The sequence below is a fragment of the Rhodococcus sp. K11/5 genome, assembly GCF_055193735.1.
The window spans coordinates 1054910-1079972 of the sequence record NZ_CM143721.1 but is presented as its reverse complement, the minus strand read 5'-3'; the positions used below and the strand labels follow the sequence as shown (position 1 = coordinate 1079972).

Here is a 25063-nt window from a genome sequence, read left to right as displayed (position 1 = left end):
CAATGAAGTCACGAGCCGTACGACCACGCGAACAGCCAGTCCCCGACCGAAGCAGGAGGCCACGTGCAGTCCCCGACCCGTCTGACCATCGCCGTTGCCGCGGCTGCCGCACTCACGCTCGCCGGGTGCGCGGTGCCGCAATCGCAATCGCAATCGCAATCGCAATCGCAATCGCAATCGCAATCGCAATCGACCACTGTGTCGACCTCGTCGGCACGATCTGCTGCCGACGAGGTGGCAGCCGCCCTCGGTGACCTCGAAGAGCAGTTCGACGCACGCGTCGGTATCGGTTTGTTGGACACCGGAACCGGGGAGACTGTCGCCTACCGCGACTCCGAGCGCTTCGGGTACGCCTCCACCGTCAAGGTGTTCGCGGCGGCGGAGTTCCTCCGCGGGACCTCCGTCGACGAACGAAACGAACTGGTTCGGTGGACGAGTTCCGACATCGACCGCGCGGGTTACTCACCCGTGACCACGGAAAGCATCGGCACCGGGCTCACCTCGATCGAACTCGCTGAAGCGGCCGTCCGGGACAGCGACAACACCGCGACGAACCTCGTTCTCGCCCGGATCGGCGGACCCGCGGGTCTCGACGACGCGCTCGAGCTGCTCGGCGACACCACGACCGAGGTGGTCAACGAGGAACCGGACCTGAACACCGTCGAACCCGGTTCCACCGCCGACACCACCACACCGGCCGCCTTCACCTCGGCCCTGGCCACGCTGCTGGAATCCGACTACCTGACCGGCGGCGATCGCGCGATTCTTCTCGACTGGATGAGCGGGAACCCGACCGGTGATCAGCTCGTGCGAGCGGGTGCGCCCGACGGGTGGATCGTGGCCGACAAGTTCGGTGGCGCGGGACCCATCCGCAACGACATCGCCGTCGTCACGCCGCCGGGCCGTGCACCCCTCGTGGTCACCGTCCTCACCGAGATGAACGACCCGTCAGCGGAATACGACGATGCCCTCGTCAGCTCGGCGGCCGACGTCGTGCTGCGCGCCGTCGAGTGACCACTCGAGGTCCGTGCACCCGCTGCACACAACCGTGACCCCCAGGGCCGGATGTGACGCGGGAGAGATGGTTGTGTGCAGATTCTGCACGTGGACCGTCTGCGTCAGGGCTCCAACGTGCGCACCAATCGGGCGATCCGAGCAGCGCGGGTGGTCTCGCGGACGGCGCTGTCGATGGGCACCAACAACTGGCGGCGCTCGGCGGCCCGCTTCCGTTCCCACACGGACATGCACTCGGCGTTCTCCAACGCCTCGGCGACGTCCGCGGGCAAGGGCACCACGTCGGGGTCGGCGGGAGCGAAGTCGCACGAGACGAGGTCGCCCGGGGTGACACCCAGTCTGCGCTGCAGACTGGCACCGACGTAGACGAAGGTGCCGGTCAGCACATCCGGATCCGCCTTGTTGAGCCCGAGGTTGAGACTCAGCCCATCGATCGCACCATCGATTCGCCGGGTGGGCCAGCGGGCGGCAGCATCGACGAGTTCGGTCGGCACACGAATGATTGCGTACGTGTTCTTGCCCCACACCAGGGGTTCGACTACAGCGTCGAACCGGACGCGGTCACTCATGGTCGTGCGTCTGGTCGGCGGTGCACACCCGACATTCGGAGTAGCCGAGCCATCGGACTTTACCCTTCACCGAACCTATGGTCAATAGGCAAACACCTAGTGATGATAGCCTGATCGTCGTGCCCAGGACGACCCTCGACAGATCCGCTGTGATCGAACGCGGTGCGAGAATCGCCGACTCGACGGGGTTCGACTCGTTGAGCCTCGCGGCCGTGGCTCGATCCTTCGGCGTACGGACCCCGAGCCTCTACTCGCACGTCAAGGACCTTGCCGACCTGCGAGACGGGATCACCGCTATGGCCCTCGGTGAGCTCGCCGCGAACATCGGCGACGCGATCGCCGGTCGATCGAGGAGGGATGCGTTGGTGGGTTACGCCACCGCACACCGCGAGTACTCGATCGCGCACCCGGGGCGATGGGCGTCGCTGCAGCGGCGTGCGGGACGGGCCGCCGTCGACACCGCCGCCGCGCGCCGCATCGTGCAGGTGACCGACGCCGTCCTGTTCGGGTACCACATCACGGGGCCCGACCGCACGCACGCCACCCGAATCATGGGCAGCGCGCTCGGCGGGTTCCTGAACCTCGAACGCATCGGAAGCTTCGCGCACAGCAGCCCACCGGCGGAACAGTCGTGGCCGGAACTGATCGACACTCTGGACTTCCTCCTCACTCAGTGGCACAACCGCATGAAGGAATCATGATCACCACCCGTCTCACCGACGACATCGTCCGCGGCGCAGCCGAACTGGAGCTCACCGAGCGCGGCGTCCGCCCGCACCGGCTGCCCCGTCGCATCCGAGAACGGGACGCCGATCCGCAGCTCGCCCTCATGGAATCGCAGCCGTCCGGGGTGCGGATCGCCGTGGTCACCACCGCCGCGCACATCACCCTGGAGGTGCACTCGACGCGCATCACCTATCGCGGCGTGACCCGCCCTCGTGGCGCCGTCGATGTCACGGTGGACGGCATTCTGCACCAGTCGCACGTCCTCGCCGGCGGGGACACCAGGGAGATCGACATGGCCACGGGCGCGACCGCCTCCGAGTCCGGGGCCTCCGACGTCGTCACCGCGACCGACTTCCCGGCCGGACCCAAGACCGTCGAGATCTGGCTTCCCCACAACGAACAGGTCGACCTGATCGCTCTGCGTTCGGACGATGCGCTGCAGCCGATTTCGCCCGAAGGTCCACTGTGGTTGCACCACGGGAGCTCCGTCAGCCACGGATCCAACGCCACGAGCCCGACGCGCATCTGGCCCGTCGTCGCCGCTCTGCGTGCCGGGGTACGGGTGCACAACCCGGGGTTCGGCGGCAGCGCGTTGGTGGACCCGTTCATGGCCCGGTTCATGCGGGACACCCCGGCGGACGTGATCAGCGTCAAACTCGGACTCAACGTGATCAACCGCGACTCCATGCGGCTCCGCAGTTTCGTTCCCGCCGTGCACGGCTTCCTGGACACCATCCGGGACGGTCACCCCACCACGCCGCTGCTTCTGATCTCCCCCATCCACTGCGGGATTCACGAGGACACCCCCGGCCCCGGCGGATTCGACCCCACCACCTTCGGCACCGACACGGTGCAGTTCGTCGCCACCGGAGAGCCGGGCGATACCTCGTTGGGGCGCTTGACGCTGCGCGTCGTCCGAGACGCTCTGAAGGAGATCGTGGACAGCAGGTCCGACGACCCGAACCTGCACCACCTCGACGGCCTCACCCTGTACGGCGAGGACGACGCGCAGCACCACCCACTCCCCGATGGCCTGCACCCGGACACGGAGACCCACGCCGTCATGGGGCAGCGCTTCGCGGACGCGGTGTTCGGTGACGGAGGAGCGTTCGGCGCAGACCGAGTCCGCTGATCCGCGGGCGGGGCATCCGGCGATTCTGCGACCGAGTCGGTTCACCGCACACGATATATCCGACGCACGAACAGGTTTCGTACGCAGAATCGCAGCGGACCGGCCACCGCCGGCACTCTCCGTGCAGCGCGGCGTGACAAAGTAAAACGATCGTTGTACCGTTGACGCCGTGCCCACCTCACCGGAACAGATCGCCGCCAGCGCGGAGAGCGTCTTCGACAACAACGGTTTCGCCGCGAGCGGGATGGATGCCCTCACCCTGGCTGCGGGCGTCTCCACCCGCACGCTCTACAAGCACATCGGCAGCAAATCCGACCTCATCACAGCCGTGCTGCGCGCGAGGAGCGCACGATTCTTCGAGCGCCTCGAGGTCGATGACGTCGACGGCCTCTTCACGGGACTCGAGAACTGGGTGAGATCCGAAGGTGCCCGCGGCTGCCTGTTTCTCCGTGCTGCAGGGGAATTGGGTGACGATCACCCTGCCGCACGACAGGCGATCGACGACTACCACTCGAGGCTCCGCGACCTGATCCGCACTCTGGTGGACAGGCAGCGGGGATGCCGTGACGACACCCTCACCGAGCAGATCCTGGTGCTGTTCGAGGGCGCCACGGCAGCGGCCTCCTATCGAGGGACTCCGGCGATCGCAGCAGCGCGAGCGGCGGCCGCGGCACTCCTGCAGCGGACCTGAAAGTCCCTGAACCCCACCATCTCGAGAAAGTTCTCCTCGCCATGCATCTCCTCACCGTCTTCTCCCATCCGTTCACCGATCGGTACCCGTCGGCCGTCATGGGGGCCTTCCACGACGCGTTCGACGGTTCGAAGCACACGATCGACGTGCTCGACCTTCATCGCGAAGGATTCGACCCCCGCTTCACCGAAGCCGACCACGCGCACTTCTGGGGCGGCCCGCTGCCCGCGGACATCGCCGAGATGCACCACCGCGTCGATGCCGCAGACCGAATGGCCTTCGTCTTCCCCGTGTACTGGTGGAGCATGCCGGCGCTGATGAAGGGCTGGATCGAGCGGGTGTTCACCGGCGGTTGGGCCTACCAGTACGGGCAGGGCGTCGACGACCGGGGACAGAAACCTCTGAATGCGTTGCTGCGCAACGTCCCGACGACTCTGATCGGGATCGGCGGCTCCAAGGAGCGCACCTACGACAAGTACGGGTATCGAGACGCCATGCGGACGCAGCTGGACGTGGGCATCTTCGCGTACTGCGGCGTGACCGACGTCGACAGTCATGTGATCTACGACGTCGAGGGCGACGCGAACGGTCCTCAGCGCGAAGCCGGACTGCAGACCGCGCGCGCCGTCGGACAGGCGTTCGTCGACCCGCAGCGCGACCGGCGGAACGCGAAGGACGAGGACCTGCAACGACGCTGACCCCGGCGACCCCCGCCCAACAGTTGATTCCACTTCGCAGTTGACTCCGACGCCACGTCATAGTTTTGGCTGGCCGCATGAGACTTCTACCGGCGACCTACCTGGCGTCGTACACCCTGTCGGCGCTCGGCAATTCCATCGCCGCCATCGTGCTGCCCCTGGTGGTTCTGCAGACCACGGGCAGCGCGCTGGCTGCGGGCACCGTGGCCGCGGCCACCATCGTGCCCGCCGTCCTCGCCGGCATGTTCATGGGCGTCGTCATCGACCGGATCAACCGACGTACGTCGTCGGTGGTCACCGATCTCGTCTCGGCCGCCGCGATGGGCGCGCTCCCCCTCGTGGACATGATCACCGGCCTGTCCGTCGGCTGGTTCGTCCTGTTCGGCATCATCGGCGCCGTCGGTGACGTCCCGGGAATCACCGCGCGAGAAGCCCTGCTGCCCGCCATCATTCGGCACGGCGGGTTGTCCGCGGAACGCATCACCGGGGCTCGCGAAGCGCTGGGTGCAGTCGCCATCATCGCCGGGCCCGCAGCCGCCGGGTTCATGGTCACCGCCTGGCACCCCACCACCGCGCTGTGGGTCACGGCGGGCACGTCACTGACCGCCGCGCTGCTCACGCTCCTGGTGCCACGTCGGGTAGGGCGAATCGACACCGTGGACACGGCGGTCGGCGCCCGGGCACGCCGGGTGTGGTCGCAGCTTCGCGAAGGATGGGCGGAGCTGATCCACAACGAATTCGTTCTCGTCACCACGATCCTCACCAGTGCCGCGGTCGTGGCCATGGGCGGCCTGCAGGGCATCATCCTGCCGCTCCACTTCACCGAGATCGACCGTCCGGGGTTGCTCGGTCTGGTTCTGAGCGGTATCGCCGCAGGATCCCTCGTCGGCGGCGGCATCTACGCCGTCGCGGGATCGCGCGGTTCGCGCCGCGGCTGGTTCGTGACCGGTGTCCTCGGCAGCATTCTCGGCCTGGCAATCATGGCGCCGCTGGTGTCGGTCTCCGTGCTGTTTCTGGGCGCCGTCGTCCTCGGGTTCTCGGGCGGACTCTTCGGAGCACTGGTCGGTGTGCTGTCGATCGAGCGCATCCCCGAGGTCACACGCGGTCGCGTGCTGGGTATTCAGAACACGTTCGCCACGGCGGCGTCGCCGCTGGGCATCTTCGTCGCCGGGGCCCTGACCCAAGCGACGAATCTCCGCACCGCACTTGTGGTGCTCGCCGCTCTGTGGTCTCTTGGGCTGGTGGTGGCATTGTGCGCCCGCTCCATGCGCAACTTGGACAAGCCGGTGACCGTCGAGCAGGACCGAGAGGCGCCGCGTCATGCGTAGCAGCGACCTCGCCCGCTTGGCCGGTGTCACCGTGCGAACCCTGCGGCACTATCACCAGATCGGCGTTCTCCCGGAACCGACGCGGTCGAGCAACGGCTACCGGGTGTACGACACCGCAGCGCTGGTCACGGTCCTGCGCATTCGGCGCTTGGTGGACCTGGGATTCTCGCTACCGCAGATCTCGACCGTGCTCGCGGGCACGGAGCCGCCCCCGGACGCGGTGTTCGACGCCCTCGATGCGGAGTTCGCGGCCCAGATCGACCGCCTCACTCGACAGCGCGAGGTGCTGGCACACCTCAGGCAGCACAACGCATTTCCCGACCTTCCGCCCGAGATCGCCTCGTACCACGACGTTCTGCGCCGCGTCGGTCTGCCCGACGGCGCCGCGGCCCTCGATCGCGACCACACACTTCTGTTGATGCACCTGGTCGGCAGCGACGGATCGAACCACCTGGCGACCGTGTACGAACTGCTCAGCCATCCCGACCGGGCCCCGGCCGCGGCGGCAGCGATGACGGCCTGGGCGAACCTCGGCGGCGAAGCCACCCCCGTCGACATCGACATGCTGGTCGATCGACTCACCGAGCTGTTTCGGCCCGTCGTGTCCGACCTCGCCGCCCGCGATCTGCCCGATCTGTCACTGCGTCCCGAGACCTGGTTTCAGGAGTACACGAAGGACTACCTCACCCCGGCGCAGCAGGAAGTTCTCGAGCGGGTTCGAGCCGCGCTCGACACCTCTTCCGACGAAGGACCGTGAGCGGTTTCCGGACACCACGGCGCGTCGATCGCCCGTAGTCGAAGTGAGCCGACGTCACCGAACGTCGGACACGACGCCCTGTCTCGGACGAGGAGTCCAGGTGTCCAACGGCTCGGCGGCCGGTCGACCCAGCAGGTATCCCTGCCCCTGCACATCGCCGGGCAGAGCGACGAGTTGTTCCTCGGTCTCGATCCCCTCCACCACACATCCGAGTCGGAGATCACGAGCCAACGCGACGATGGCACGGACGATTCCGGCGCTCGCCGGATCGCTCGTCATGGTCGCGGTGAACGACCGATCGATCTTGACCGCACTCACCGGCAGTGTCGCCAGGTACCGCAGGCTTGCGTAGCCGGTGCCGAAATCGTCGATGGCGATCCCCACCCCATCCCGACGCAGTTCCGAGAGTTGGCGCAGGGTCGACGATCCCGATTCGAGCAGAACCGATTCGGTCAGTTCCAGAACCAGATCCTCAGCCTTCAATCCGTGCCGGTCCAGACTGTCACCGACGACGAGGCACATGTCCACGTGCTGCGCTTGCCGCGCACTGAAATTCACCGACATCGTCACCCGTCCCGACTCGACGGCAGATGTCGCGCCGGCCGAGCGCCACCGCACGAGTGCGCCCAACGAGTCGTCGAGAACCCGAGCGCCCAGCGCCGTGATGAGTCCGGTGTCCTCGGCCACGGTGATGAATCCCTCGGGGTCGACCGCCCTACCCAGATCGTCCCGCAGTCGAGCAAGCGCCTCGAACCCCACGAGTCGGCCGCTTCCGAGTTCGTACACGGGCTGGAACACCACGGTCAGCTCGGCTCCGCCGGGTCGCGGCGAATCGAGCGCGTCGCGAAGGGTCTGCTCGATGTGAGCGCGCTCGAGCGCCCCGGCCCTGAGCGCGTCGTCGAACAACTCGATGCGGTTCTTGCCGCGAAGCTTCGCCCGGTACATCGCTGAGTCCGCGTCCCGGAGCGCCTCGTGCGCCGTGTTGCCCGCGATCGCGGCCACCATTCCGATGCTGGCCGAGACCACGTAGTCACGGCCGGCGAACGAAATCGGTTCCCGGAGAACGGCCCGGACCCGCTCGGCGATGCGTTGCGCCACGTGTTGGTTCGCATCGGATTCCTCGCCCACCTCGTCGGCGGGCAACCCGTCGATCACCAGAACGAACTCGTCACCTCCGACTCGTGCGATGGAATCCCGCGAGCGCAGAACCGAACGCATCCGGCGAGCCACCTCGATCAGCACGGCATCGCCGGCAGCGTGTCCGCCGGTGTCGTTGACCCGCTTGAATCCGTCGAGGTCGCAGAACAGCACGGCCGCCGCGGCGCCCGTTCGTTCACCGCGATCGATGGCCGCGCCGATGCGCTCGAGCAGCAACATGCGATTCGGAAGTCCCGTCAACGGATCGTGGAGGGCTGCTCGTTCGAGTGCCTGCTCGGCCTCCACCACGTCGGTCACCTCGCGAACCACCGAGAGCACCTCGAGCACGTCGCCCGAGGTGGCTCTGCGGAAGGGAGTCGTCCGGCGTGACAGCCACCGGACGTCACCGTCCGTCGCCCGTACCCGGTATCGCGTGGTGAGACTCTGCCCGTCGGGCAGCAGAGCGGCCTCCCGGTCGGCGGCACGGACCGTGGCGACGTCCTCGGCAACCACGTCCACGGACTGGACGTCGGCATCCGGCGCATCCGGCGCATCCGACGATTCGGTTCCGGGCCAAGAAAGAGTGTCCCCGTCCACCGGGTGTTCCAGCAGTGTGCGCAGGCTTCGCGATGCCCACGTCGTGCGTCCGGTGCGCACGTCGGTGAGAGCGGTGACATCGGGGGACGCCGTCAGCACCGCGTCCCGAAAAGCTCGGGCCCGTTCCAGTTCGGCTCTCGCAGCACGCTCCTCCGTGACGTCCTCGGCGAGCACGAGAGCACCGACGATGCGATCTCCGCCGTCGAACAGCGGCCGGGCCCGCACCTGGAACGTCTTGCCCGTGACGTGGCTGACGGAGTCGAACTGGGACACCTCGCCCGCGAGCGCTCCGCGGTAGTGCGGCTCGAGGTGTGCGTACACCTCGGGTGGAACGGTGTCCTGCAGCAGGCGGCCCTCGAGCAAGCGCCGGTCGTACCCCGCTTCCGCCAGACCCGCGCCCTCGGTCAGAACGAACCGAAGATCGGTGTCCACGACGAACACCACGGTGTGCGGCAGATTGGCGGCCAGCTGGCGGTACCGAGCTTCACTGGCGTCGTCGAACATCGCCGGGGAGCGAAGCAGCACACCGTACGAGCGTCGCAGACCGAGGTACACGACCCCGGCCAGCGCAGTTCCGGCCGTCACGGTGACATCGACTGCCCCACCCATCGATTCGCGCATCGTCGCCAGGACTCCGTCGTCCGCCCCGCCGTGCGCGGAGTGCAGATCGGACGCCGACACGAGGTGAAGCATGTGCACCAGATGATGGGCTGCGCAGGTCAGGAAGATGGCCGCCGTGGCCACGGCCAGCCGGTTGTTGCGGAGTTGCCCGGTACGGCAAAGTCCCCGCACGATGAACACGACGATTCCCAGATACGCCGCCGCGGTGACGCCGTTGAACACGACCACCCACACCCAACCGCTCACCAGAAACCCCCTCGACCGACCCAATCGACACGCCGGAGGCGCTGTGGGACCCGAGAACTGCACGGGTCGAATCAGTGTGATGTCGCACAGATTAACCCGGCCCGACGCAGGGTCCGTGCGCGGTCAGCGACGGATCGCGCGGAAACCGTGCACCGGGTGCGGCACTCGCGGCGCGCCGTCCGCACCGGGTACCGAGACGGCGTCGAGATAGGCCCGCACCGGACCGCGGAGTGCGGGGGTCAGCCGAGCCTGCACCGCGAAGTCGAGCACCTCGTCGCTCGCGGAGGCGAGGTCGACCAGGGCGTCCAGGGTGAGCGCCTCGTCGAGGAGGATGCCGGCGTCGACGAAGGACTTCTCGATGTCGGCGCTGAACCACTGCCGATGGTTTTCCAGCGGCGGAGCGAGGACGCCGACGAGAGCGTTCAGCGCGCCCAGCGGTGCGATGAGCACCCACAGTTCGCCTCCCGGCCGAAGGAGGTCGAGTGCGCCGCGCAGCGTCTCCACCGGATCGGTGACGTAGTACATCGAATGCACGAACATCACCACGTCGAACGCCTCGTCCAGCGGGGCGTCGGCGAACGAGGCGACGTGGGCGTCGACGTGGAGCTCGTCCGCATTCAGCGCCGCCAGCCTGCGACCGAAGTTGTCCGCGCTCGCGAACCAGGGGTCGACGCCTACGTAGCGCACCGGTCGCCCCGGCACCGCCCGCACCAGTCCCTCGGCGAGCCTCGCGTCCAACGAGCCGTCGCCGCACCCCACCGACAGCACCGAGATCGGTCCGTCCCCCCGCCCGCTCAATCGGGCGGCGAGGTGGTCGGCGATCAGGCCGCGCTGGTCGGAGAGCAATTCGAAGGCCGCGTGACTGCGGGCGTAGGCATCGGGCTCGAGTCCGGGCAGGGCCGCGGCACCGTGCCGAGCCGCACGCACGTCGTCGAGAAGTACGGCTGCGGTGTCGGTCGACGAGGTCGGCGCTAGGTTGGACATCGACACGAGTCAACCACGACGCCGTCATCCCGGTGCCTGGTCGGCGACGAAGGAGTGATGTGAGCAGCGGAGATACGGCCGACCGAAGTCTCGAACACTGGAGCGAGGCCGGACGAACGGGCATGGAGGCGTTCTACGCCCTGGCCACCGAGGACTACCGACAGCTGGCCCTGGCCGCCGACTGGCCCGCACTGCTCGCCGAGCACGCACACGACGGCTGGTCGCTGCTCGACGTTGCCTGCGGCAGCGGCAAATTCCCCACCGCTCTGCGTCTCCACACCGATCTGTCCGCCGTGCCCGACGTGGCCTACGACCTCCTCGACCCGTCGGCGTTCTCGGTCGCCGAGGCACGCGGAGCGCTGGGCGCGCCCTTCGTGGCCCGGAACGACCTCGTGATGACCCTGCAGGACCTCCCCGCCGACCACACCGGCTACGACATCGTGTGGGCCACCCACGCGCTGTACGCGTTGCCGCCGGCCGAGCTGGACACCGCGGCCCGGCGGTTCGTGGACGCGCTGGCCCCCGGCGGTCTCGGTCTGATCGCCCAGGCCACGGCCACGTCGCACTACCTCGCGTTCTACGACGCCTTCCGCGCGGGCGTGCGCGAGGCAACCCCGTACACGACGGCCGAGCAGGTGCGTGACGCGCTGGTCCGCGCCGGTGCCGACGTGCGCGAGCAGCGCATCACGTACAGCACGGGTACGTCCGATCGCGCCGTCGCGGAAGGCTTCCTCCAGCGGTGCGCCTTCGACGACTCCGTGTCGCTGGACGAGATGGAGGCGTCGCCCGTGCTGGGCGACTATCTCGCCTCCTGCCGCGACGCATCCGGTTCCTACACCTTCTCTCACGAGGCGGCCCTGCTGTGGCTCTGACGAACGAACGGCTCCCCGAGCAGAATCGCGACGGCGGCATCGACCAGGACTGGGCGGGCGACGATCAGGACTGGTGGGACTGGTACGTCACGCTGGCCGCCAACGACGGGACCCCCACCGAGCTGGTCGACGGTCCGGGCCTACCCGACGTCGAGCCGGCGACCGACGAACAGGTCGAGCGGGAGCTGTCCGAGCCTTACGACCTCGACCCCGCCGTGATCCGGGCTTTCGCACGCGATGCCTTCGTGCGTCTTCCCGCTGTGCTGTCGCCCGCCGTCGTGCGCCGTCTCGCCGAGCGGCTCGAGGTGCTTCTCCGCGCCGAACACGGTGACGACGTCGCCGGCAGATTCACCGCGCTGGAACAGATGTGGTTGCACGACGACGTGATGCGCGCCGTCGCGCTCTCGCCCCGCATCGGCGGTCTGGCCGCGGAACTTCTCGACGAACCGGCCGTTCGGCTGTACCACGACAACGCGCTGTCGAAGGAGCCCGGCTGCGGCCGCACTCCGTGGCACCACGACGCCGAGCACTTCCCGTTGCAGACCACACAGGCCGTGACCGCGTGGATGCCGATGTCCGCGATCCCCGGACGCATGGGCCCGCTGTCGTTCGCTCGTGGCCGCGAGGTGCTGAGCGAGGTGGCCGATCTGGAGTTCGACAAGGTCGGCACGTCCTACGACGAAGCCGTCTCTCGACGCTTCGGCGAGCGCGACGTCGCGGTGGAATCCGCACCGTTCGCGGTGGGCGACGTGTCGTTCCACTCCGCGCTGTGCTTCCACACCGCGGGACCCAACCTGACGACGCAGCCACGCCGAGCGCTGGCCACCACGTACTTCGCGGACGGCGCGCGGGTGGTCGAGTCACCGACGCTGATCAGTGGCACGTGGCGGGAGTTCCTTCCCGGTGTCGAGCCCGGAGGCCTCGCCGCGTCCGAGCTCAATCCGGTGGTCGGCCGACGGGGCTGAGTCGGGCCCTCTCACCCGCCGACGATCGCCCTCATCGCCACGTAGAACAGGGACGGGCCCAGCAGGCAGCCGACTCCGGTGTAGAAGGTGGCGGTCATGGCGCCGTACGGAACGAGGCGCTTGTCGGTGGCCGCGAGACCGCCGGCCACCCCGGACGTGGTTCCCATCAACCCGCCGTACGCCATCGCCGACTTCGGGTTGTTCAGACCGATGAGGCGCGCGAACATCGGGGTACCGACCATCACGAAAACCGATTTCACCAGGCCGGCCGCCACGGACAGCGCGATCACCTCGGAACTGGCGCCCACCGCCGTTCCGGTCACCGGACCCACGATGTAGGTCGCCGCACCGGCACCGATGGTCACCAGGGACTCCGCGTCGCGATAGCCGAAGGCCGCGGCGACGGCCGCGCCGACGACGAACGACAGCGTCACGCCCAACACGATCGACAGCACGCCCGTCACGCCGGCCCGCTTGATCTCCTGCAGGTCGACGCCGTAGGCGGTGGACACGATGGCCAGATCGCGAAGCATCGAGCCGCCCATGAGAGCCAGCCCGGAGAAGATGGCGACGTCGGCCAATCCGTTGTCTCCGCCGGTCGACACACCTCCCCAGTAGGCGAGTGCGAGACCGAGGATGATCGCGATCGCGGATCCGTGCAGCCGGCCCCGCGTCAACGTCTTGGACAGCCAGCCCGACAGCAGCATCAGTGCCCCGACCACCACGAAGGCCAGCAGCAGATTGTTCCTCTCGAAGACCGAAGCGAACAGTTCCATCTCAGGCCTCCTGCATTTCTTCCTCGGTCATCGGAGGCAGCGGTTCGGCACGTTCGCCGATCCGCGCCAGCAACGGAACCATGGCGGCACCGGCGAGGAGGGCTCCCAGGCCCGCCAGGAGAGCCATCGGGCCGCCGGTGATGGCGGTCGCGACGTTCTGGATGGATGCCATCGCGATCACGATCGGGATGTACATGGCGCTCCAGAACAGAACGCCCTGCTCACTTGCCTTCGGGAACTTGCCTTTTCGACGCAACCAGTCGGTGGCGAAGATCAACATGATCATCGCGAATCCGACGCCGCCGACATTGGCGTCCACACCCAGCATCACGCCGAGCAGTTCGCCGACGATAGTGCCGGACAACATGCACAGCGCCAGCGCTGCCACTCCGTAGAGAACCATCATGTACTCCTGAGGATGAGAAGGAATTAAGCGTCGACGCCGTCGAAGAGACCGGCATAGTTCTTACGAAGTTCGGCCTTCTGCACCTTGCCCATGACATTGCGAGGAAGGGCGTCCACCATGCGCACCGCGCGTGGATGTTTGAAGCGGGCGAGATCACCGGCGATGTGGTCCATCAGCTCGCGATCCTGCGGCTTCTCGCCCGGCCTCGGGACCACCAACGCCACCACGGTTTCGCCGAACTCGGGGTGCGGTACGCCGATGACCGCGGACTCGAGCACCGAGGGATGGCTGTCGAGCAGCTCCTCGATCTCCTTGGGGTAGATGTTGTATCCGCCCGAGATCACCAGATCCTTGTCCCGCCCGACGATGCACAGGTAGCCGTCCTCGTCGATGCGACCGAGGTCGCCTGTGACGAAGAAACCGTCCGACCGAAACTCCGAGGCCGTTTTCTCCGGCATCTGCCAGTACCCGGAGAAGACGTTGGGTCCGCGGACCTCCACGATCCCGACGGCACCGTCGTCCAGCACGTCTCCGGTCTCTCGGTCGACGATCCGGATCTCCGTGCCGGACAGTGGCTTTCCCACGGTGCCCGGCTTTCGTGGTCCACCCTCGTAGGGGTTCGTGCTGTTCATGCCGGTTTCGGTCATGCCGTAGCGCTCGAGGATCGCGTGACCGGTACGAGCCGCGAAGGCCTCGTGGTCGGCGGCCAACAGCGGCGCGGACCCCGACACGAACAACCGCATCGACGTGCACAGCTCCGGAGTGAGTCTCTCGCTCTTCGCCATTCGGGTGTAGAAGGTGGGCACTCCCATGAGAACCGTGGACTGTGGGAGCAGGTCGATGATCGTCTCGGCGTCGAACTTGGGCAGGAAATGCATCGATGCACCGGCCGCGATCGTCATGTTGGCTGCGACGAAAAGCCCGTGGATGTGAAAGATCGGCAGCGCGTGGATCAACGTGTCTCGGGACGTGAACTGCCAAGCGTCGAGCAAGGCCTCGCAGTTGGACGCCAGGTTGCCGTGAGTGAGCACCGCCCCTTTGGAGCGCCCCGTGGTGCCGGAGGTGTACAGGATTGCCGCGGGGTCGGTCGCCGCGGCGTCGACGACGTGGTCGTCCCGGTCCTCGTCGCTCAGCAGCGTGCCGTCCGCGGACTCCCCCAGGGTCTCGAGGACGAGGACCCCCTCGTATTCGGCGTAGTCACTCTGCCGATCGGGCGCACAGACCAGCACCCGCGGTCGAGCGTCGCCGAGGAAGTACCGCATCTCCGCGCCGGTGTACGCGGTGTTCAGCGGGAGGAACACGCCGCCGATCTGGAGTGTCGCCAGGTACAGCGCAATTGCCTCGGGGGACTTGGGTACCTGCATGGCCACCCTGTCTCCCACCTCGACGCCGTCGGCGCGCAAACGAGCTGCAATCCGATGAGCGGTGTCGGCGGTGTCGCCGTAGGTGATCGTGCGTCCCTCGGGTAGCTCGAACAGCGGCGCGTCCGGCCTGGATCGCACCTGTTCGGCGAACAGTCCGTGGATGGTGGTCTCGTGTGCCATCGGTGGTGCCTCTCTCTTCTCGGTCGGGTCGTGTGGTCGGTGGAATCCTGTGGTCGGTGGGATCCTGTGGTCGGTGGGAATCAGGGGCGGGCAGGCGCATCCGTGTCGGCGACCGCATCTGCGAGTGCTTCGAGCGGCCCACCGACCGCCACGTGGCGACGTCGGACGAAATCCTCGTGGCGGTGCTCGAGTTGGTCCGGCTCGTACTGGTAATTGACCATGGCCCCGTAGGACTGCCGCCACGCCTGCGGCGACGCGTTCGCCGGCCAGTTCAGTCGCCAGGCCCTCGCCCCGTTCCCCAGATGGAATCGAGCCACGGGGTCCACCGGTCGCCCGTCGGCCCGTCGCTCGACGGTCAGATACCTCAGCAGGGCTGGGAACAATGTCTCCCTGATGTCCTCGATGCGGTCCTCGTCGAGGAGATCCGGATCCTCGACGGCCTCGAGACGATCGGCGAGCGAACGCAGTTCTGCGTCGCTGGCCCCCCGGTCGTCGAGCCATCGGCGAAAACCGGGAATCGGTGAGAGGGTGACGAATTCGCGCAGATGTGGCAGCTGCCGGCTCACCTGTTCGATGACCTGCTTGATCAGCAGACTCCCGAAGGACACACCGGCCAGCCCGTCGAGGGCATTGTTGATGGAGTAGAGCGCGGCCGTGTCCGCCACCGACGGGTCGAGCTCCTCCCCCTGCTCGAGCAGGGGGCCGACCCGGCTGGGAACGCCACGAACGAGTGCGACCTCGACGAAGATCAGGGGGACATCTCCGGTCGCGGGATGAAAGAACGCGTAGATGCGTCGGTCTGCGGGGTGAAGCCGCCGACGTAACTCCTCCTCGGTCGCCATGGGGTGGACGGTTTCGTAGTGCATCAGATGGCGGTGCAGTTCCGGAGGCGAATCCGGGGTGACCTCGGCCATCGAGAGGAATCCGCGGTTGAACCAGGACGTCAGCAGGTGGTGGAAATCGTGGTCGAGGAGACGAAGGCCGGGGTGATCGCGCATCAGTCGACGCAGGTCCGCACGCATCTCGACCAACGCGAGAGTGGCGCCGGGTGCGTGGTTGATACGGCGTAGCAACTGCTGACGAGCGGGCTCGACGGCCCGGAACAGTTCGATCATCTCGTCACCGGCATCGGCGTCGGCGTCGGTGTCGGCGCTCTCCCACCGATGAAACGCGGTGCGAACCCTGTCTGCATCGACGCCGTAGACCGTGGTGACGTGCTCGAAGAAGCGCAATTTGCCGCAGTCGTCGAGGTCGGCGTAGGCCTTCAGCGCTTCCGCGGCGACCGCTCGGATGGATGCCTCACCCACGTCACCCATCAGGATTTCGCACGCGTCGAGCAGCCCGGTCAGCGATCGGACCTCTTCGCTTCTCATGTCGAATCCTCTCGGGGGTCGATGCGCACGGCTGTGTGCATGTGCGCCACACCGTATTCATGCACGTCGGTGATATATATAACAGTGACCGTAGCGGATAGATGTGAGCTGCACCACCCCTCTCATCGGATAATCTCGAGCAAGGAGGCCCACATGATTCGAGTTCCCGAGTCTCAGCGAGTACGAGACGCGCTGGAGAACGCCGTCGTGGACGGCCATTACCGGCCCGGCGAACGCCTGGATCCAGCCCAGCTGGAGAAGGAGTTCGGCTGCTCGCGCACCCCGATTCGCGAGGCGTTGCAGGCGCTCGAGCGCTCCGGGCTGGTGCAGATTCGGCCGAAGCAGGGCACGTACGTCACCGAGTTGGGCATCTCGGAAGTAGCCGAGCGCTTCGAGGTCATGGCCGAACTCGAGGGGATGGCGGCGCGACTCGCCGCCGGCCGCATCGAACGCGAGTCTCTGGCCGAACTCGAACTCGCACTGCAGGAATGCGAGGAACACGCGCTCAGTGGTGACGCGGACGCCTACTACTACGCCAATGCGCGGTTCCACGGCATCATCAACGACTCCTGCGGAAACGAGTACCTCCGCCAGCAGGCGCAGGCACTGAAGCGAATTCTGCAGCCTTACCGACGGTTACAGCTGCGCGTCCCCGACCGGATGCGACGCTCGATGGCCGAGCACAGGGTCATTGCCGACGCCATCTCCGTCGGCGACGCGGCGGCCGCCGAAACCGCCGCTCGCGACCATGTACTGGTGCAGGTCAAGGAGTTCAGCAACCTGGTGCGTACCTGGCGTCAGCTCTCGGCGAGCTGACGACACCTCGGCTGTTCATCACACCCCCACCCACCCGACACCGCGGAGTCGGATCGGCGCCATCTGCAGTGGATACCACCAGTTCGCATACCGGACCGTGACCGATCACGGCCCACACCAACACCTTTCAGGAGCGCACATGATCACCCACCTCGCGAGCTTCGTCGATTTCCTCGGCGCCCTCTCCGACATCTTCGGCGGCGCCGGCGATGTGATCGACGGACTGAGCTTCTTCAGCTGACCCTCACCACCGATGCACGTCGAGCCGATCACGCATTCGTGGTCGGCTCGACTGCTGTCAGCGTCGTCTCGACGTACGATCCTCCCCATGACCTGGGAAACTCATCCGGTCACACCGGACCGGTTCGACGACTTCGGCGACGTGATCAATCCGAATCGACGACCCACGCACTGCTGGTGCCTGTCCCACCGGTTGCCCGCGGCCGAGATCGAGTCACTCGGCGAAGGCAGTCGGGAAACGGCGATGCGGCGGCTCACAGAACGAGAACGCCCACCCGGCGTGGTGACCTACCGCGACGGAGTACCCGTCGGGTGGTGCAGCATCGGTCCGCGCTCGCAGATTCCGCGCCTGGAACGCAGCAGACTCATCAGGCCGCTCGACGACATTCCCGTCTGGAGCATCATCTGCGTCGTCGTGCGGTCCGGACATCGCAGGCAGGGAGTGACGACGGCGATGCTCGACGGCGCGGTTGCGTACGCGGCTGCGAACGGCGCTCCTGCCGTGGAGTCCTATCCGGTCGATCCGACCGGCCGAATGGACCTGACCATGGCCTTCGTCGGCACCCGAAAGATGTTCGCCAACGCAGGTTTCGAGGTAGTGGGTTCCACTGGAGCCGTGGCGTCGAAGATGCCCAGAATCGTCATGCGTCGAACCTGCTCGACCTGATCGTGGAATCAGCTCGCGCGCCGACGACCACACTCAGGCCCGGCACGGCCGCCCGTCGAGAGCAACGGCTGACCCGCAATTCTCCCGCCCGACGACGCGGGAATCACCGAGGCACCGACATGGAGCCACGAAAGAGGATGTCCAGCAATTGTCGTCGCGCCTCGGTCGGTGACATCTGCCCGTCCACCACGTGTCGTGCCATCGTGGTGATGCCCGCGATGACCAGCCCCGCCAACAGGTCGACGTCCACATCCGGTCGCAGCCGCCCGTCCTTCCGCAGAGCCGACAGCAGTCCAAGAACGTCGCGGCGAAATCGCTCGATGTGAGTCCTGACCGCCTCCGGTGGAGAACCCAGCGCCGCGGCCGTGAGCAGCGCCCTGGTCGGCGATTCGGCGAAATAGTTCAGCTGAAGGTCGATGTAGTCCCCGAGCACCAGGATCGGGTCGGCACCGGCACCCGCGTCGAGGACGCCCTGGAGCAGAAAGTCGACCCGCGAGACCTCCTGATGCACCCAGGCTTCGAGGATTCGGGCAACGTCGGGGAAATAGCTGTACAGAGTCGGCCGCGACACCCCCGCACGCCCGGCGACGGCCGACATCGTCACACGGGTGGTGCCGTGAAGATCCGCCAGTTCGATGGCCGCCGTCATGATCCGATCGCGCGCAGACGGACCACTGTTCGTCGCCATCGAGACCTCCTCACCGCTCCTTGTCAGCAGCCTTACAACCTGTAAGGCTAGCGGGTATGGCCCGCACACCGCATCCACGTTCCGCCCACCAGAGGGAGTCGGGGCCCGAGGCGACCGATGACCACAGCCTCGCCCCGAACCGGGCGCGCCGACTGCGCATCTGGAACATCTCGCTGTCGGTGCTGCACGCCGTGCAAGCGATCGCAGTGCTTCTCATCGCATCCGACTTCGCCATCGACCTGACCACCGCATACCCCGCGGGCCCACCCGGAACCAGGGTTCCGGAAGCTCAGTCGGCGTTCGCGGTGCCCATCGGAATCGCCGTTGCGGTCTTCCTCGCGCTCGCCGCGATCGACCACTTCCTCAGCGGAGTGCCGCTGAGAAAGACCTACGAACAGAATCTGCGACGCGGGATCAATCCGTTCCGATGGATCGAGTACAGCATCAGCGCCACGATCATGGTGCTGCTCATCGCGCTGTACGCCGGCATCACTCAGGTCACCGCCATCATCGCGATCATCGGCGCCAACGTCGCGATGATTCTGTTCGGCTGGCTCCAGGAGCGTACGAGCACCCCTGAGCGCCGACCGGATCTCACCGCCTTCTGGTTCGGCTGCATCGCCGGAGCCGCGCCATGGGTGGCGATCACCGTGAATCTCGCCGGTGCGTCGGAGGTCCCATCCTTCGTGTTCGGCATCTTCGTGTCGCTGTTCGTCTTCTTCATGAGCTTCGCCCTCAACCAGTGGCTTCAGTACCGACAGATCGGACCGTGGAAGGACTACGCCTTCGGTGAATTCGTCTACCTGGTCCTGAGTCTCGCCGCGAAGTCCGCGCTGGCCTGGCAGATCGTCGCCGGCTCCTTGGCGTGATCCGCCGCGCTCGCCTCGGACGCGTACACAGGCTGCACACAACCGTCCACGAAATGGCCGGATGTGACACGGAGGGCATGGTTGTGTGCAGCTGATGCAGGGTGACGCAGCCGGGTGTGGGCGTGAGCACTCAGGATCTCGCGCCGACTCGTCCGCGTCCTCACAGGAAACGTCCAGTTTCCTCGCAGCTGCTCGGGAGGAACCGAACCTACGGTTCTCACCATGACCTTCTACACAGGCCGAAAGGCTCTCGCTTCCGTCGCAATCATCGGCAGTCTCCTGCTCGGTGGGTGCAGTTCCGCAGTCACAGAACCGGTCTCGTCGGACACCACCTCGCAGACCGCATCCGCCACCGACTCCACCGCGACCTCCACCGACTCCACCACCACCGCAGCCACCGTCTCCGACAGCGCCGCAGCCGCCGAGGCGTTCCTGTCCACACTCTCCGACGAACAGCGCGAACAGGTTCTGTACGCCTACGACGACGAGACGAAAACGACATCGTGGTCGAACTTCCCGGTCACGTTCGTCGATCGCGCCGGACTGAACCTGTCGGATCTCACCGACGAACAGCGCGCGGCAGCGATGAACGTTCTCGACGCACTTCTCAGCGACGAGGGTTACGCCACCGTCACCGGCATCATGGGCGGCGACGAGTATCTGCACGAGAACAGCGCATCCACCGAGGATTCGCTCGGCGAGTACTACATCGCCTTCTTCGGCGACCCGTCCGACACGTCGGCGTGGGAAATCCAGTTCGGCGGTCACCATCTCGGCATCAACGCCACCCTCGACGGCGCCGCCGACGCGATCACGTTCGCGCCGACGCACCTCGGTATCCAACCCGCCGTGTACACGGACGCAACCGGCATCGAGGTCGAACCCTTCGACGGCATCTACACCACGGCTTTCGCGTTCTACGACAGCCTGACCGACGAACAGAAGGCCGAGCTGTACCAGGGCGACAGCGTGTCGAACATGGTGTGTGCGCCGGGCAGCACCTGCGACTACCCCACCGGCACAGGGATTTCGGGCGCCGACCTGACGGAGGAACAGAAGCAGCTGCTTCTCGACGTCATCGCCAACTGGGCCGGTCTGGCCGACGAGGAGACCACCGCCGACGCCCTCGCGGACATCGAATCCGGCCTCGACACCACGTACGTGAACTGGTCCGGCGCAACCTCCTACGACATGAGCCAGGGCGACGGCATCTACTTCCAGATCTCCGGGCCCGAGGTGTACATCGAGTTCGCCGCTCAGCAGGGATCCGCCGGCGCAGACGTCGACGGCGTGACCACGTCCGGATGGGGCCATGTTCACACCATCTATCGCGACCCCACCGACGACTACGCGAGCAGCGCCACCCAGCAGGAAGCAACCGGAGGAATGGGCGCAGGCGCACCGGCAGGCGACGGGGGCACTCCGCCGTCGATGGGAACGCCACCGAACGGCTGACCACTTGATGACGGCACGGCATGATGACGGGTATGGATACGGTGCGAGCGGGAGTGCTCGATGTCGGCGTCGAACGGTACGGCGACCGGGGCGGCCCGTCCGTTGTTCTGCTGCACGGTTTTCCGTACGACACGCGGTCCTACGACGACGTCGCGCGGTTGCTCGCCGACACGGGTGCCGACGTGGTGGTGCCGTACCTGCGGGGGTTCGGGCCGACGCGATTCGTCGACGACGCCACGATGCGCTCGGGGGAACAGGCCGCCTTGGCCCATGATCTGCACGATCTGATCGAGGCGATGGCACTGGACCGTCCGATCGTCGCCGGCTACGACTGGGGCGGCCGGGCGGCGTGCGGTGTCGCGGCACTCTGGCCCGAGTCCGTCTCGGGTCTGGTCAGCGTGTCCGGCTATCTGGTGCAGGACATCGAAGCCGCCGTGGCGACGCCCGCACCGCCGCACCTCGAGAAGCGGTACTGGTACCAGTACTACCTGCACTCGGAGCGCGGCCGAGCCGGGCTGGCCGCGTACCGCGCCGAGATCGCGCAGACGCTGTGGACCGACTGGTCCCCGACCTGGCGGTTCGGTGACTCCGAATTCGGCGCCACGGCAACGTCGTTCGACAACCCGGACTTCGTCGACGTCGCGGTGCACTCGTACCGGCACCGCTACGGTCTCGAACCGGGAGACCCGCGGTACGCGGCGACGCAGGACGCACTGGCACTGCAACCGTCGATCACCGTGCCCACCCTCGTCCTCGATCCGACGGAGGACACGGTCGCCGCGCTCTACGGTTCGCCCGATCACGGGAAGCACTTCGCGGATCTGATCGACGTGCGCGCGGTCGACGCCGGTCACAACCCGCCGCAGGAACTACCCGGAGTATTCGCCGACGCCGTTCGGACGCTCGCCGAGGTCGTGAACGCTCGAAGACAGGCCTGAAGTCGCGAAGCAGGGTCCGTCAACGGCGCACGTCGAACACCTGCTTCTGCACACCGTTTCCGTACACCTCGTGCTTCACGAGCGTCAGCACGGTGGTGTCCTTGTCCGAGTCGCTGAACAAACGCGTTCCGGCACCGAGCAACAGCGGAAACACGAGCAGGTGGTATCTGTCGACCAGGCCGGCGTCGGCAAGTGACCGGCCCAGCGCCGCGCTGCCGTGCACGATGATCGGATCGCCCTCACCACTCCTGAGCTCGGCAACGTCGTCCACCGAACGCAGAACCGTTGCCGGCCAGCGGGAATCGTCCTCGGTGAGCGTCGTCGACACCACATAGCGCGGCATCGCGTTGTACCCGGCGAAATCGTCCATGGTCGGCCACACGGGCGCGAACGCCTCGTACGACCGGCGGCCCAACAACAGCGCGCCGGCCTCCTCCTGCTCGCGGCCCTTGATCTCGTACGCCGCCCCGTCGAACTCGACGTCCTCGAACGTCCACCCCGCGTTGCGGTAACCGGGTTCTCCCCCGGGTGCCTCCATCACACCGTCGAGCGATACGAACGCGGTGACGATCAACGTACGCATATGGCAGTCCCTCCTTCTTCACGCGCGACACTCGGCTGTGGTCGAACTGTAGGTGTCATCGAACGGGATTCATCGTCGACAAGGATCTATCGTCGAACGGCATAGTGCGCGATGATCACACCTGTCGTCGTGGGAATCGAGCGCACCAACTCGAGGTCGACGCGGTCCGCGGGGCCGAACAGTCGCGTCCCCGACCCCAACACGATGGGGTGAATCTGCAGCACGTACTCGTCGATCAGTCCCCCGGCGTGCAGGCTGCGCACGAGTTCACCGCTGCCCATGACGGTCAACGCCGTACCGGTGCGAGTGCGAACGTCCCGAACCGTGTCGACGGCATCGCCCGCGATCAGTTCGGAACGGGGAAAATTCAGCTGCGTGTCCCTCGACCGGGACACCACGTACTTCGTCGACTGCAGGAGAACGTCCGTGAACGGGTTCGGCTCGGGGGTGGTCGTCCAGTACCCCAGCATGTCCTCGTAGGTGCGCCGACCGAACAGCAGTGCGCCCTCCTCGCTCATGCCCTCGGCAGCGAACGACATCGATACCTCGTCCTGATAGCCGCGGCCCCAGCCACCGTGCGCAAAACCCCCACGCAGGTCCTCGTCGTCGCGGCCCGGGCCCTGCATGACGCCGTCCGCGGTCACGCTTTGGAAAACGGTGATCGTCGACATTCGTCGCATCCCTCCATCGTTGTGGGGTCCATCCACCTACTCCGACCGATGCGCAGCACAAAACTCATCACCGATCGGTCGGCAATGCTGTCCGCGCGGGCCGAAGCCAGGCGCCACCTTCGTCGGATTGGGCATCGCCTCTCCGGTCCGGCCGAAGGATCGTCGGTACGCGGACGGGCTCGTTCCCACCTGACGCGCGAAATGCTTACGCAAGTTGGCTGCGTTTCCCAGTCCGGTTCGCTCGGCAACGACGTCGACGGACAGGTCGCTCGTCTCGAGCAACTGTTGAGCGAAGCCGATGCGGCGCACCACGAGCCACCGGTGCGGGGTCGATCCCGTGGTGGACGAGAAGTGCCGCGCAAAGCTGCGGGGGCTCATCGACGCGCGGCGCGCCAGATCGACCACGGTCATCGGTTCATCCAGATGTTCGGCCATCCACGACAGGGTGTTCGACAACGGCCCCGGTCCGTTCGCCGCGGGCATCGGTGTCTCGATGTACTGCGCCTGACCGCCGTCGCGGTGCGGCTGCACCACCATCGAGCGGGCGAGCCGACCGGCGACCTCGGCGCCGTGATCGACTCGCACGATGTGCAGGCACAGATCGATGCTCGCGGCGCTGCCTGCCGAGGTGAGGATGTCACCGTCGTCGATGTAGAGCGCCGACGGCTCGACGGTGATCGACGGGAACGCGTCGGCGAACCTGTCGCACTCCGCCCAATGAGTCACCGCACGTCGCCCGTCGAGTAATCCGGCGCGGGCCAGGACGAAAGCTCCTGTGCACAGCGAGAGGATCCGGGTTCCGCGCGCGTGCGCTCGACGAAGTGCTGTCAGCACGGCCTCGGGTACGGCGTCCGCGTCGTCGCACGGCGGCACCACGACGGTATCCGCTGCGCGGAGCGACGCCAGGCGGCGCGGGACCTGCATCGTCAGGCCGTTGTCCATGCGTACCTCGTTCGAGACAGCGCAGACCACGGTGTCGTACCAGTCGGTGAGCTCCGGCCCGTCGTGGGAACCGAATACGTGTACCGCGACGGCGAATTCGAACATCGAGAGGCCGTCGAAGGCCAGGACGGCGACGCGCCTGCGGGCGGGGTTGGCAGGATCGGAGCGCACATGGTCATCATTGCCACTCGTGTCGTCGACCGCAACGGAGCAACATGGCGATCGCAGGAACGGACCAGGCAGATTCGGCCGCCGCCGACGACACTCGACAAGGAGTCACGACATGGGTCTTCGACTCTCGCACACGACGTTCGATGCATCGAACCCGTACGAGATCGCCGAGTTCTGGCGGGTTCTGCTGGACTGGCACATCACCGAAAATGACAGCTACCGGCCAGGATCCGACGAATGCTATCTCGTCGATCCCGACGGCAGCACCACCGTGCTCTTCATGACCTGCCCTGACCCCAAGACGGTCAAGAACCGAGTTCATCTCGATATCGTGCCCACCCGAACCTCCACGCAGAGCGACGAACTGGCACGAGCGATATCACTGGGTGCGACTGTGGCAGCCGACCTTCGCGACGACCACGGGTGGGTGGTCATGGCGGACCCGGAAGGAAACGAGTTCTGCATACTCAGCGCGCGAGAGGACGCGTAGATCCTCACGATCGGTGAAGCCTCACGAACCGGATACGTCTGCCTCGGCCGGTGCGGCCGACTCACGCTCGTGCGGTCGATACCGCGAGTCCGAGTCG

General features: G+C 66.7%; 26 protein-coding genes. 15 read left to right on the top strand and 11 right to left on the bottom strand.

Going from position 1 to position 25063, the window contains the following annotated elements; genetic code table 11:
* Positions 1-63 precede the first annotated feature (63 nt).
* Positions 64-1014: a class A beta-lactamase gene (gene bla, locus ACY466_RS05250; protein ID WP_463250400.1), complete on the top strand. Its 951-nt coding sequence runs from the start codon at positions 64-66 to the stop codon at positions 1012-1014.
* A 104-nt stretch (positions 1015-1118) separates the two neighbouring features.
* Here bla and ACY466_RS05245 read toward each other — a convergent pair whose 3' ends face one another.
* Positions 1119-1583, bottom strand: a complete 465-nt coding sequence (locus tag ACY466_RS05245) for a YdeI/OmpD-associated family protein (RefSeq protein ID WP_463250398.1) — start codon at positions 1581-1583, stop codon at positions 1119-1121.
* A gap of 119 nt (positions 1584-1702) precedes the next feature.
* Between ACY466_RS05245 and ACY466_RS05240 the strand changes: the two genes are divergently transcribed.
* The 6 genes from ACY466_RS05240 (at position 1703) to ACY466_RS05215 (ending at position 6915) form a co-directional block, all read left to right on the top strand.
* A complete protein-coding gene (locus ACY466_RS05240; RefSeq protein WP_463250396.1) occupies positions 1703-2284 on the top strand; it encodes a TetR/AcrR family transcriptional regulator in 582 nt (193 codons plus the stop codon).
* Complete coding sequence (locus ACY466_RS05235) at positions 2281-3441, top strand: SGNH/GDSL hydrolase family protein (RefSeq protein ID WP_463250394.1); 1161 nt, start codon at positions 2281-2283, stop codon at positions 3439-3441. The genes ACY466_RS05240 and ACY466_RS05235 overlap by 4 nt, the downstream gene beginning before the upstream one ends.
* A gap of 169 nt (positions 3442-3610) precedes the next feature.
* Positions 3611-4132: a TetR/AcrR family transcriptional regulator gene (locus ACY466_RS05230; protein WP_463250392.1), complete on the top strand. Its 522-nt coding sequence runs from the start codon at positions 3611-3613 to the stop codon at positions 4130-4132.
* A 41-nt stretch (positions 4133-4173) separates the two neighbouring features.
* Positions 4174-4830, top strand: a complete 657-nt coding sequence (locus tag ACY466_RS05225; protein ID WP_463250390.1) for an NAD(P)H-dependent oxidoreductase — start codon at positions 4174-4176, stop codon at positions 4828-4830.
* A gap of 77 nt (positions 4831-4907) precedes the next feature.
* On the top strand, positions 4908-6158 hold the full coding sequence (locus tag ACY466_RS05220; protein ID WP_463250388.1) for an MFS transporter: 1251 nt from the start codon (positions 4908-4910) through the stop codon (positions 6156-6158).
* A complete protein-coding gene (locus ACY466_RS05215) occupies positions 6151-6915 on the top strand; it encodes a helix-turn-helix domain-containing protein (RefSeq protein ID WP_463250386.1) in 765 nt (254 codons plus the stop codon). The genes ACY466_RS05220 and ACY466_RS05215 overlap by 8 nt, the downstream gene beginning before the upstream one ends.
* A 54-nt stretch (positions 6916-6969) precedes the next feature.
* Here ACY466_RS05215 and ACY466_RS05210 read toward each other — a convergent pair whose 3' ends face one another.
* Together ACY466_RS05210 and ACY466_RS05205 are read right to left on the bottom strand one after the other, a co-directional pair.
* Positions 6970-9516 carry a putative bifunctional diguanylate cyclase/phosphodiesterase gene (locus ACY466_RS05210; protein WP_463250384.1) on the bottom strand — a complete coding sequence of 849 codons (2547 nt, stop codon included), beginning with the start codon at positions 9514-9516 and terminating at the stop codon, positions 6970-6972.
* Positions 9517-9639: 123 nt separating this feature from the next.
* Complete coding sequence (locus tag ACY466_RS05205; RefSeq protein WP_463250382.1) at positions 9640-10500, bottom strand: class I SAM-dependent methyltransferase; 861 nt, start codon at positions 10498-10500, stop codon at positions 9640-9642.
* 59 nt (positions 10501-10559) lie between these two features.
* Here ACY466_RS05205 and ACY466_RS05200 point away from each other — a divergent pair, with 59 nt between their 5' ends.
* The gene (locus ACY466_RS05200) at positions 10560-11372 is read left to right on the top strand and encodes a class I SAM-dependent methyltransferase (RefSeq protein ID WP_463250381.1); all 813 of its coding nucleotides are present in this window, start codon (positions 10560-10562) and stop codon (positions 11370-11372) included.
* The gene (locus tag ACY466_RS05195; protein WP_463250379.1) at positions 11363-12337 is read left to right on the top strand and encodes a phytanoyl-CoA dioxygenase family protein; all 975 of its coding nucleotides are present in this window, start codon (positions 11363-11365) and stop codon (positions 12335-12337) included. Before ACY466_RS05200 ends, ACY466_RS05195 begins: the two co-directional genes overlap by 10 nt.
* A gap of 11 nt (positions 12338-12348) precedes the next feature.
* Here the strand turns inward: ACY466_RS05195 and madM are convergent, their stop codons facing one another.
* From madM to ACY466_RS05175, 4 genes are all read right to left on the bottom strand, one after another.
* A complete protein-coding gene (gene madM / locus ACY466_RS05190) occupies positions 12349-13113 on the bottom strand; it encodes a malonate transporter subunit MadM (protein ID WP_463250377.1) in 765 nt (254 codons plus the stop codon).
* 1 nt (position 13114) lies between these two features.
* The gene (gene madL, locus ACY466_RS05185; protein WP_463252138.1) at positions 13115-13516 is read right to left on the bottom strand and encodes a malonate transporter subunit MadL; all 402 of its coding nucleotides are present in this window, start codon (positions 13514-13516) and stop codon (positions 13115-13117) included.
* Between the two features lie 26 nt (positions 13517-13542).
* Positions 13543-15063: an AMP-binding protein gene (locus ACY466_RS05180; RefSeq protein ID WP_463250375.1), complete on the bottom strand. Its 1521-nt coding sequence runs from the start codon at positions 15061-15063 to the stop codon at positions 13543-13545.
* Between the two features lie 80 nt (positions 15064-15143).
* Entirely contained in the window at positions 15144-16436 is a 1293-nt protein-coding gene (locus tag ACY466_RS05175) for a malonyl-CoA decarboxylase domain-containing protein (RefSeq protein ID WP_463250374.1), read from the bottom strand.
* A 153-nt stretch (positions 16437-16589) separates the two neighbouring features.
* Between ACY466_RS05175 and ACY466_RS05170 the strand changes: the two genes are divergently transcribed.
* Positions 16590-17252 (top strand): GntR family transcriptional regulator, encoded by a 663-nt coding sequence (locus tag ACY466_RS05170; RefSeq protein WP_463250372.1) that lies wholly within the window; start codon positions 16590-16592, stop codon positions 17250-17252.
* A gap of 328 nt (positions 17253-17580) precedes the next feature.
* Positions 17581-18159 (top strand): GNAT family N-acetyltransferase, encoded by a 579-nt coding sequence (locus ACY466_RS05165; RefSeq protein ID WP_463250370.1) that lies wholly within the window; start codon positions 17581-17583, stop codon positions 18157-18159.
* Positions 18160-18262: 103 nt separating this feature from the next.
* On the opposite strand, the gene ACY466_RS05160 is transcribed toward ACY466_RS05165, so the two are convergent.
* Entirely contained in the window at positions 18263-18847 is a 585-nt protein-coding gene (locus tag ACY466_RS05160) for a TetR/AcrR family transcriptional regulator (protein WP_463250368.1), read from the bottom strand.
* 56 nt (positions 18848-18903) lie between these two features.
* Here ACY466_RS05160 and heR point away from each other — a divergent pair, with 56 nt between their 5' ends.
* From heR to ACY466_RS05145, 3 genes are all read left to right on the top strand, one after another.
* The gene (heR, locus tag ACY466_RS05155) at positions 18904-19716 is read left to right on the top strand and encodes a heliorhodopsin HeR (RefSeq protein WP_463250366.1); all 813 of its coding nucleotides are present in this window, start codon (positions 18904-18906) and stop codon (positions 19714-19716) included.
* A gap of 222 nt (positions 19717-19938) precedes the next feature.
* Entirely contained in the window at positions 19939-21171 is a 1233-nt protein-coding gene (locus ACY466_RS05150; RefSeq protein ID WP_463250364.1) for a DUF3500 domain-containing protein, read from the top strand.
* Between the two features lie 32 nt (positions 21172-21203).
* On the top strand, positions 21204-22109 hold the full coding sequence (locus tag ACY466_RS05145; RefSeq protein WP_463250362.1) for an alpha/beta fold hydrolase: 906 nt from the start codon (positions 21204-21206) through the stop codon (positions 22107-22109).
* 19 nt (positions 22110-22128) lie between these two features.
* On the opposite strand, the gene ACY466_RS05140 is transcribed toward ACY466_RS05145, so the two are convergent.
* The 3 genes from ACY466_RS05140 to ACY466_RS05130 form a co-directional block, all read right to left on the bottom strand.
* A complete protein-coding gene (locus tag ACY466_RS05140; RefSeq protein ID WP_463250360.1) occupies positions 22129-22692 on the bottom strand; it encodes a dihydrofolate reductase family protein in 564 nt (187 codons plus the stop codon).
* A gap of 86 nt (positions 22693-22778) precedes the next feature.
* Positions 22779-23363, bottom strand: a complete 585-nt coding sequence (locus ACY466_RS05135; protein WP_463250358.1) for a dihydrofolate reductase family protein — start codon at positions 23361-23363, stop codon at positions 22779-22781.
* A gap of 36 nt (positions 23364-23399) precedes the next feature.
* Positions 23400-24476 carry a helix-turn-helix domain-containing protein gene (locus ACY466_RS05130; RefSeq protein WP_463250357.1) on the bottom strand — a complete coding sequence of 359 codons (1077 nt, stop codon included), beginning with the start codon at positions 24474-24476 and terminating at the stop codon, positions 23400-23402.
* Positions 24477-24588: 112 nt separating this feature from the next.
* Between ACY466_RS05130 and ACY466_RS05125 the strand changes: the two genes are divergently transcribed.
* Positions 24589-24966 (top strand): VOC family protein, encoded by a 378-nt coding sequence (locus ACY466_RS05125; protein ID WP_463250355.1) that lies wholly within the window; start codon positions 24589-24591, stop codon positions 24964-24966.
* Positions 24967-25063 lie beyond the last annotated feature (97 nt).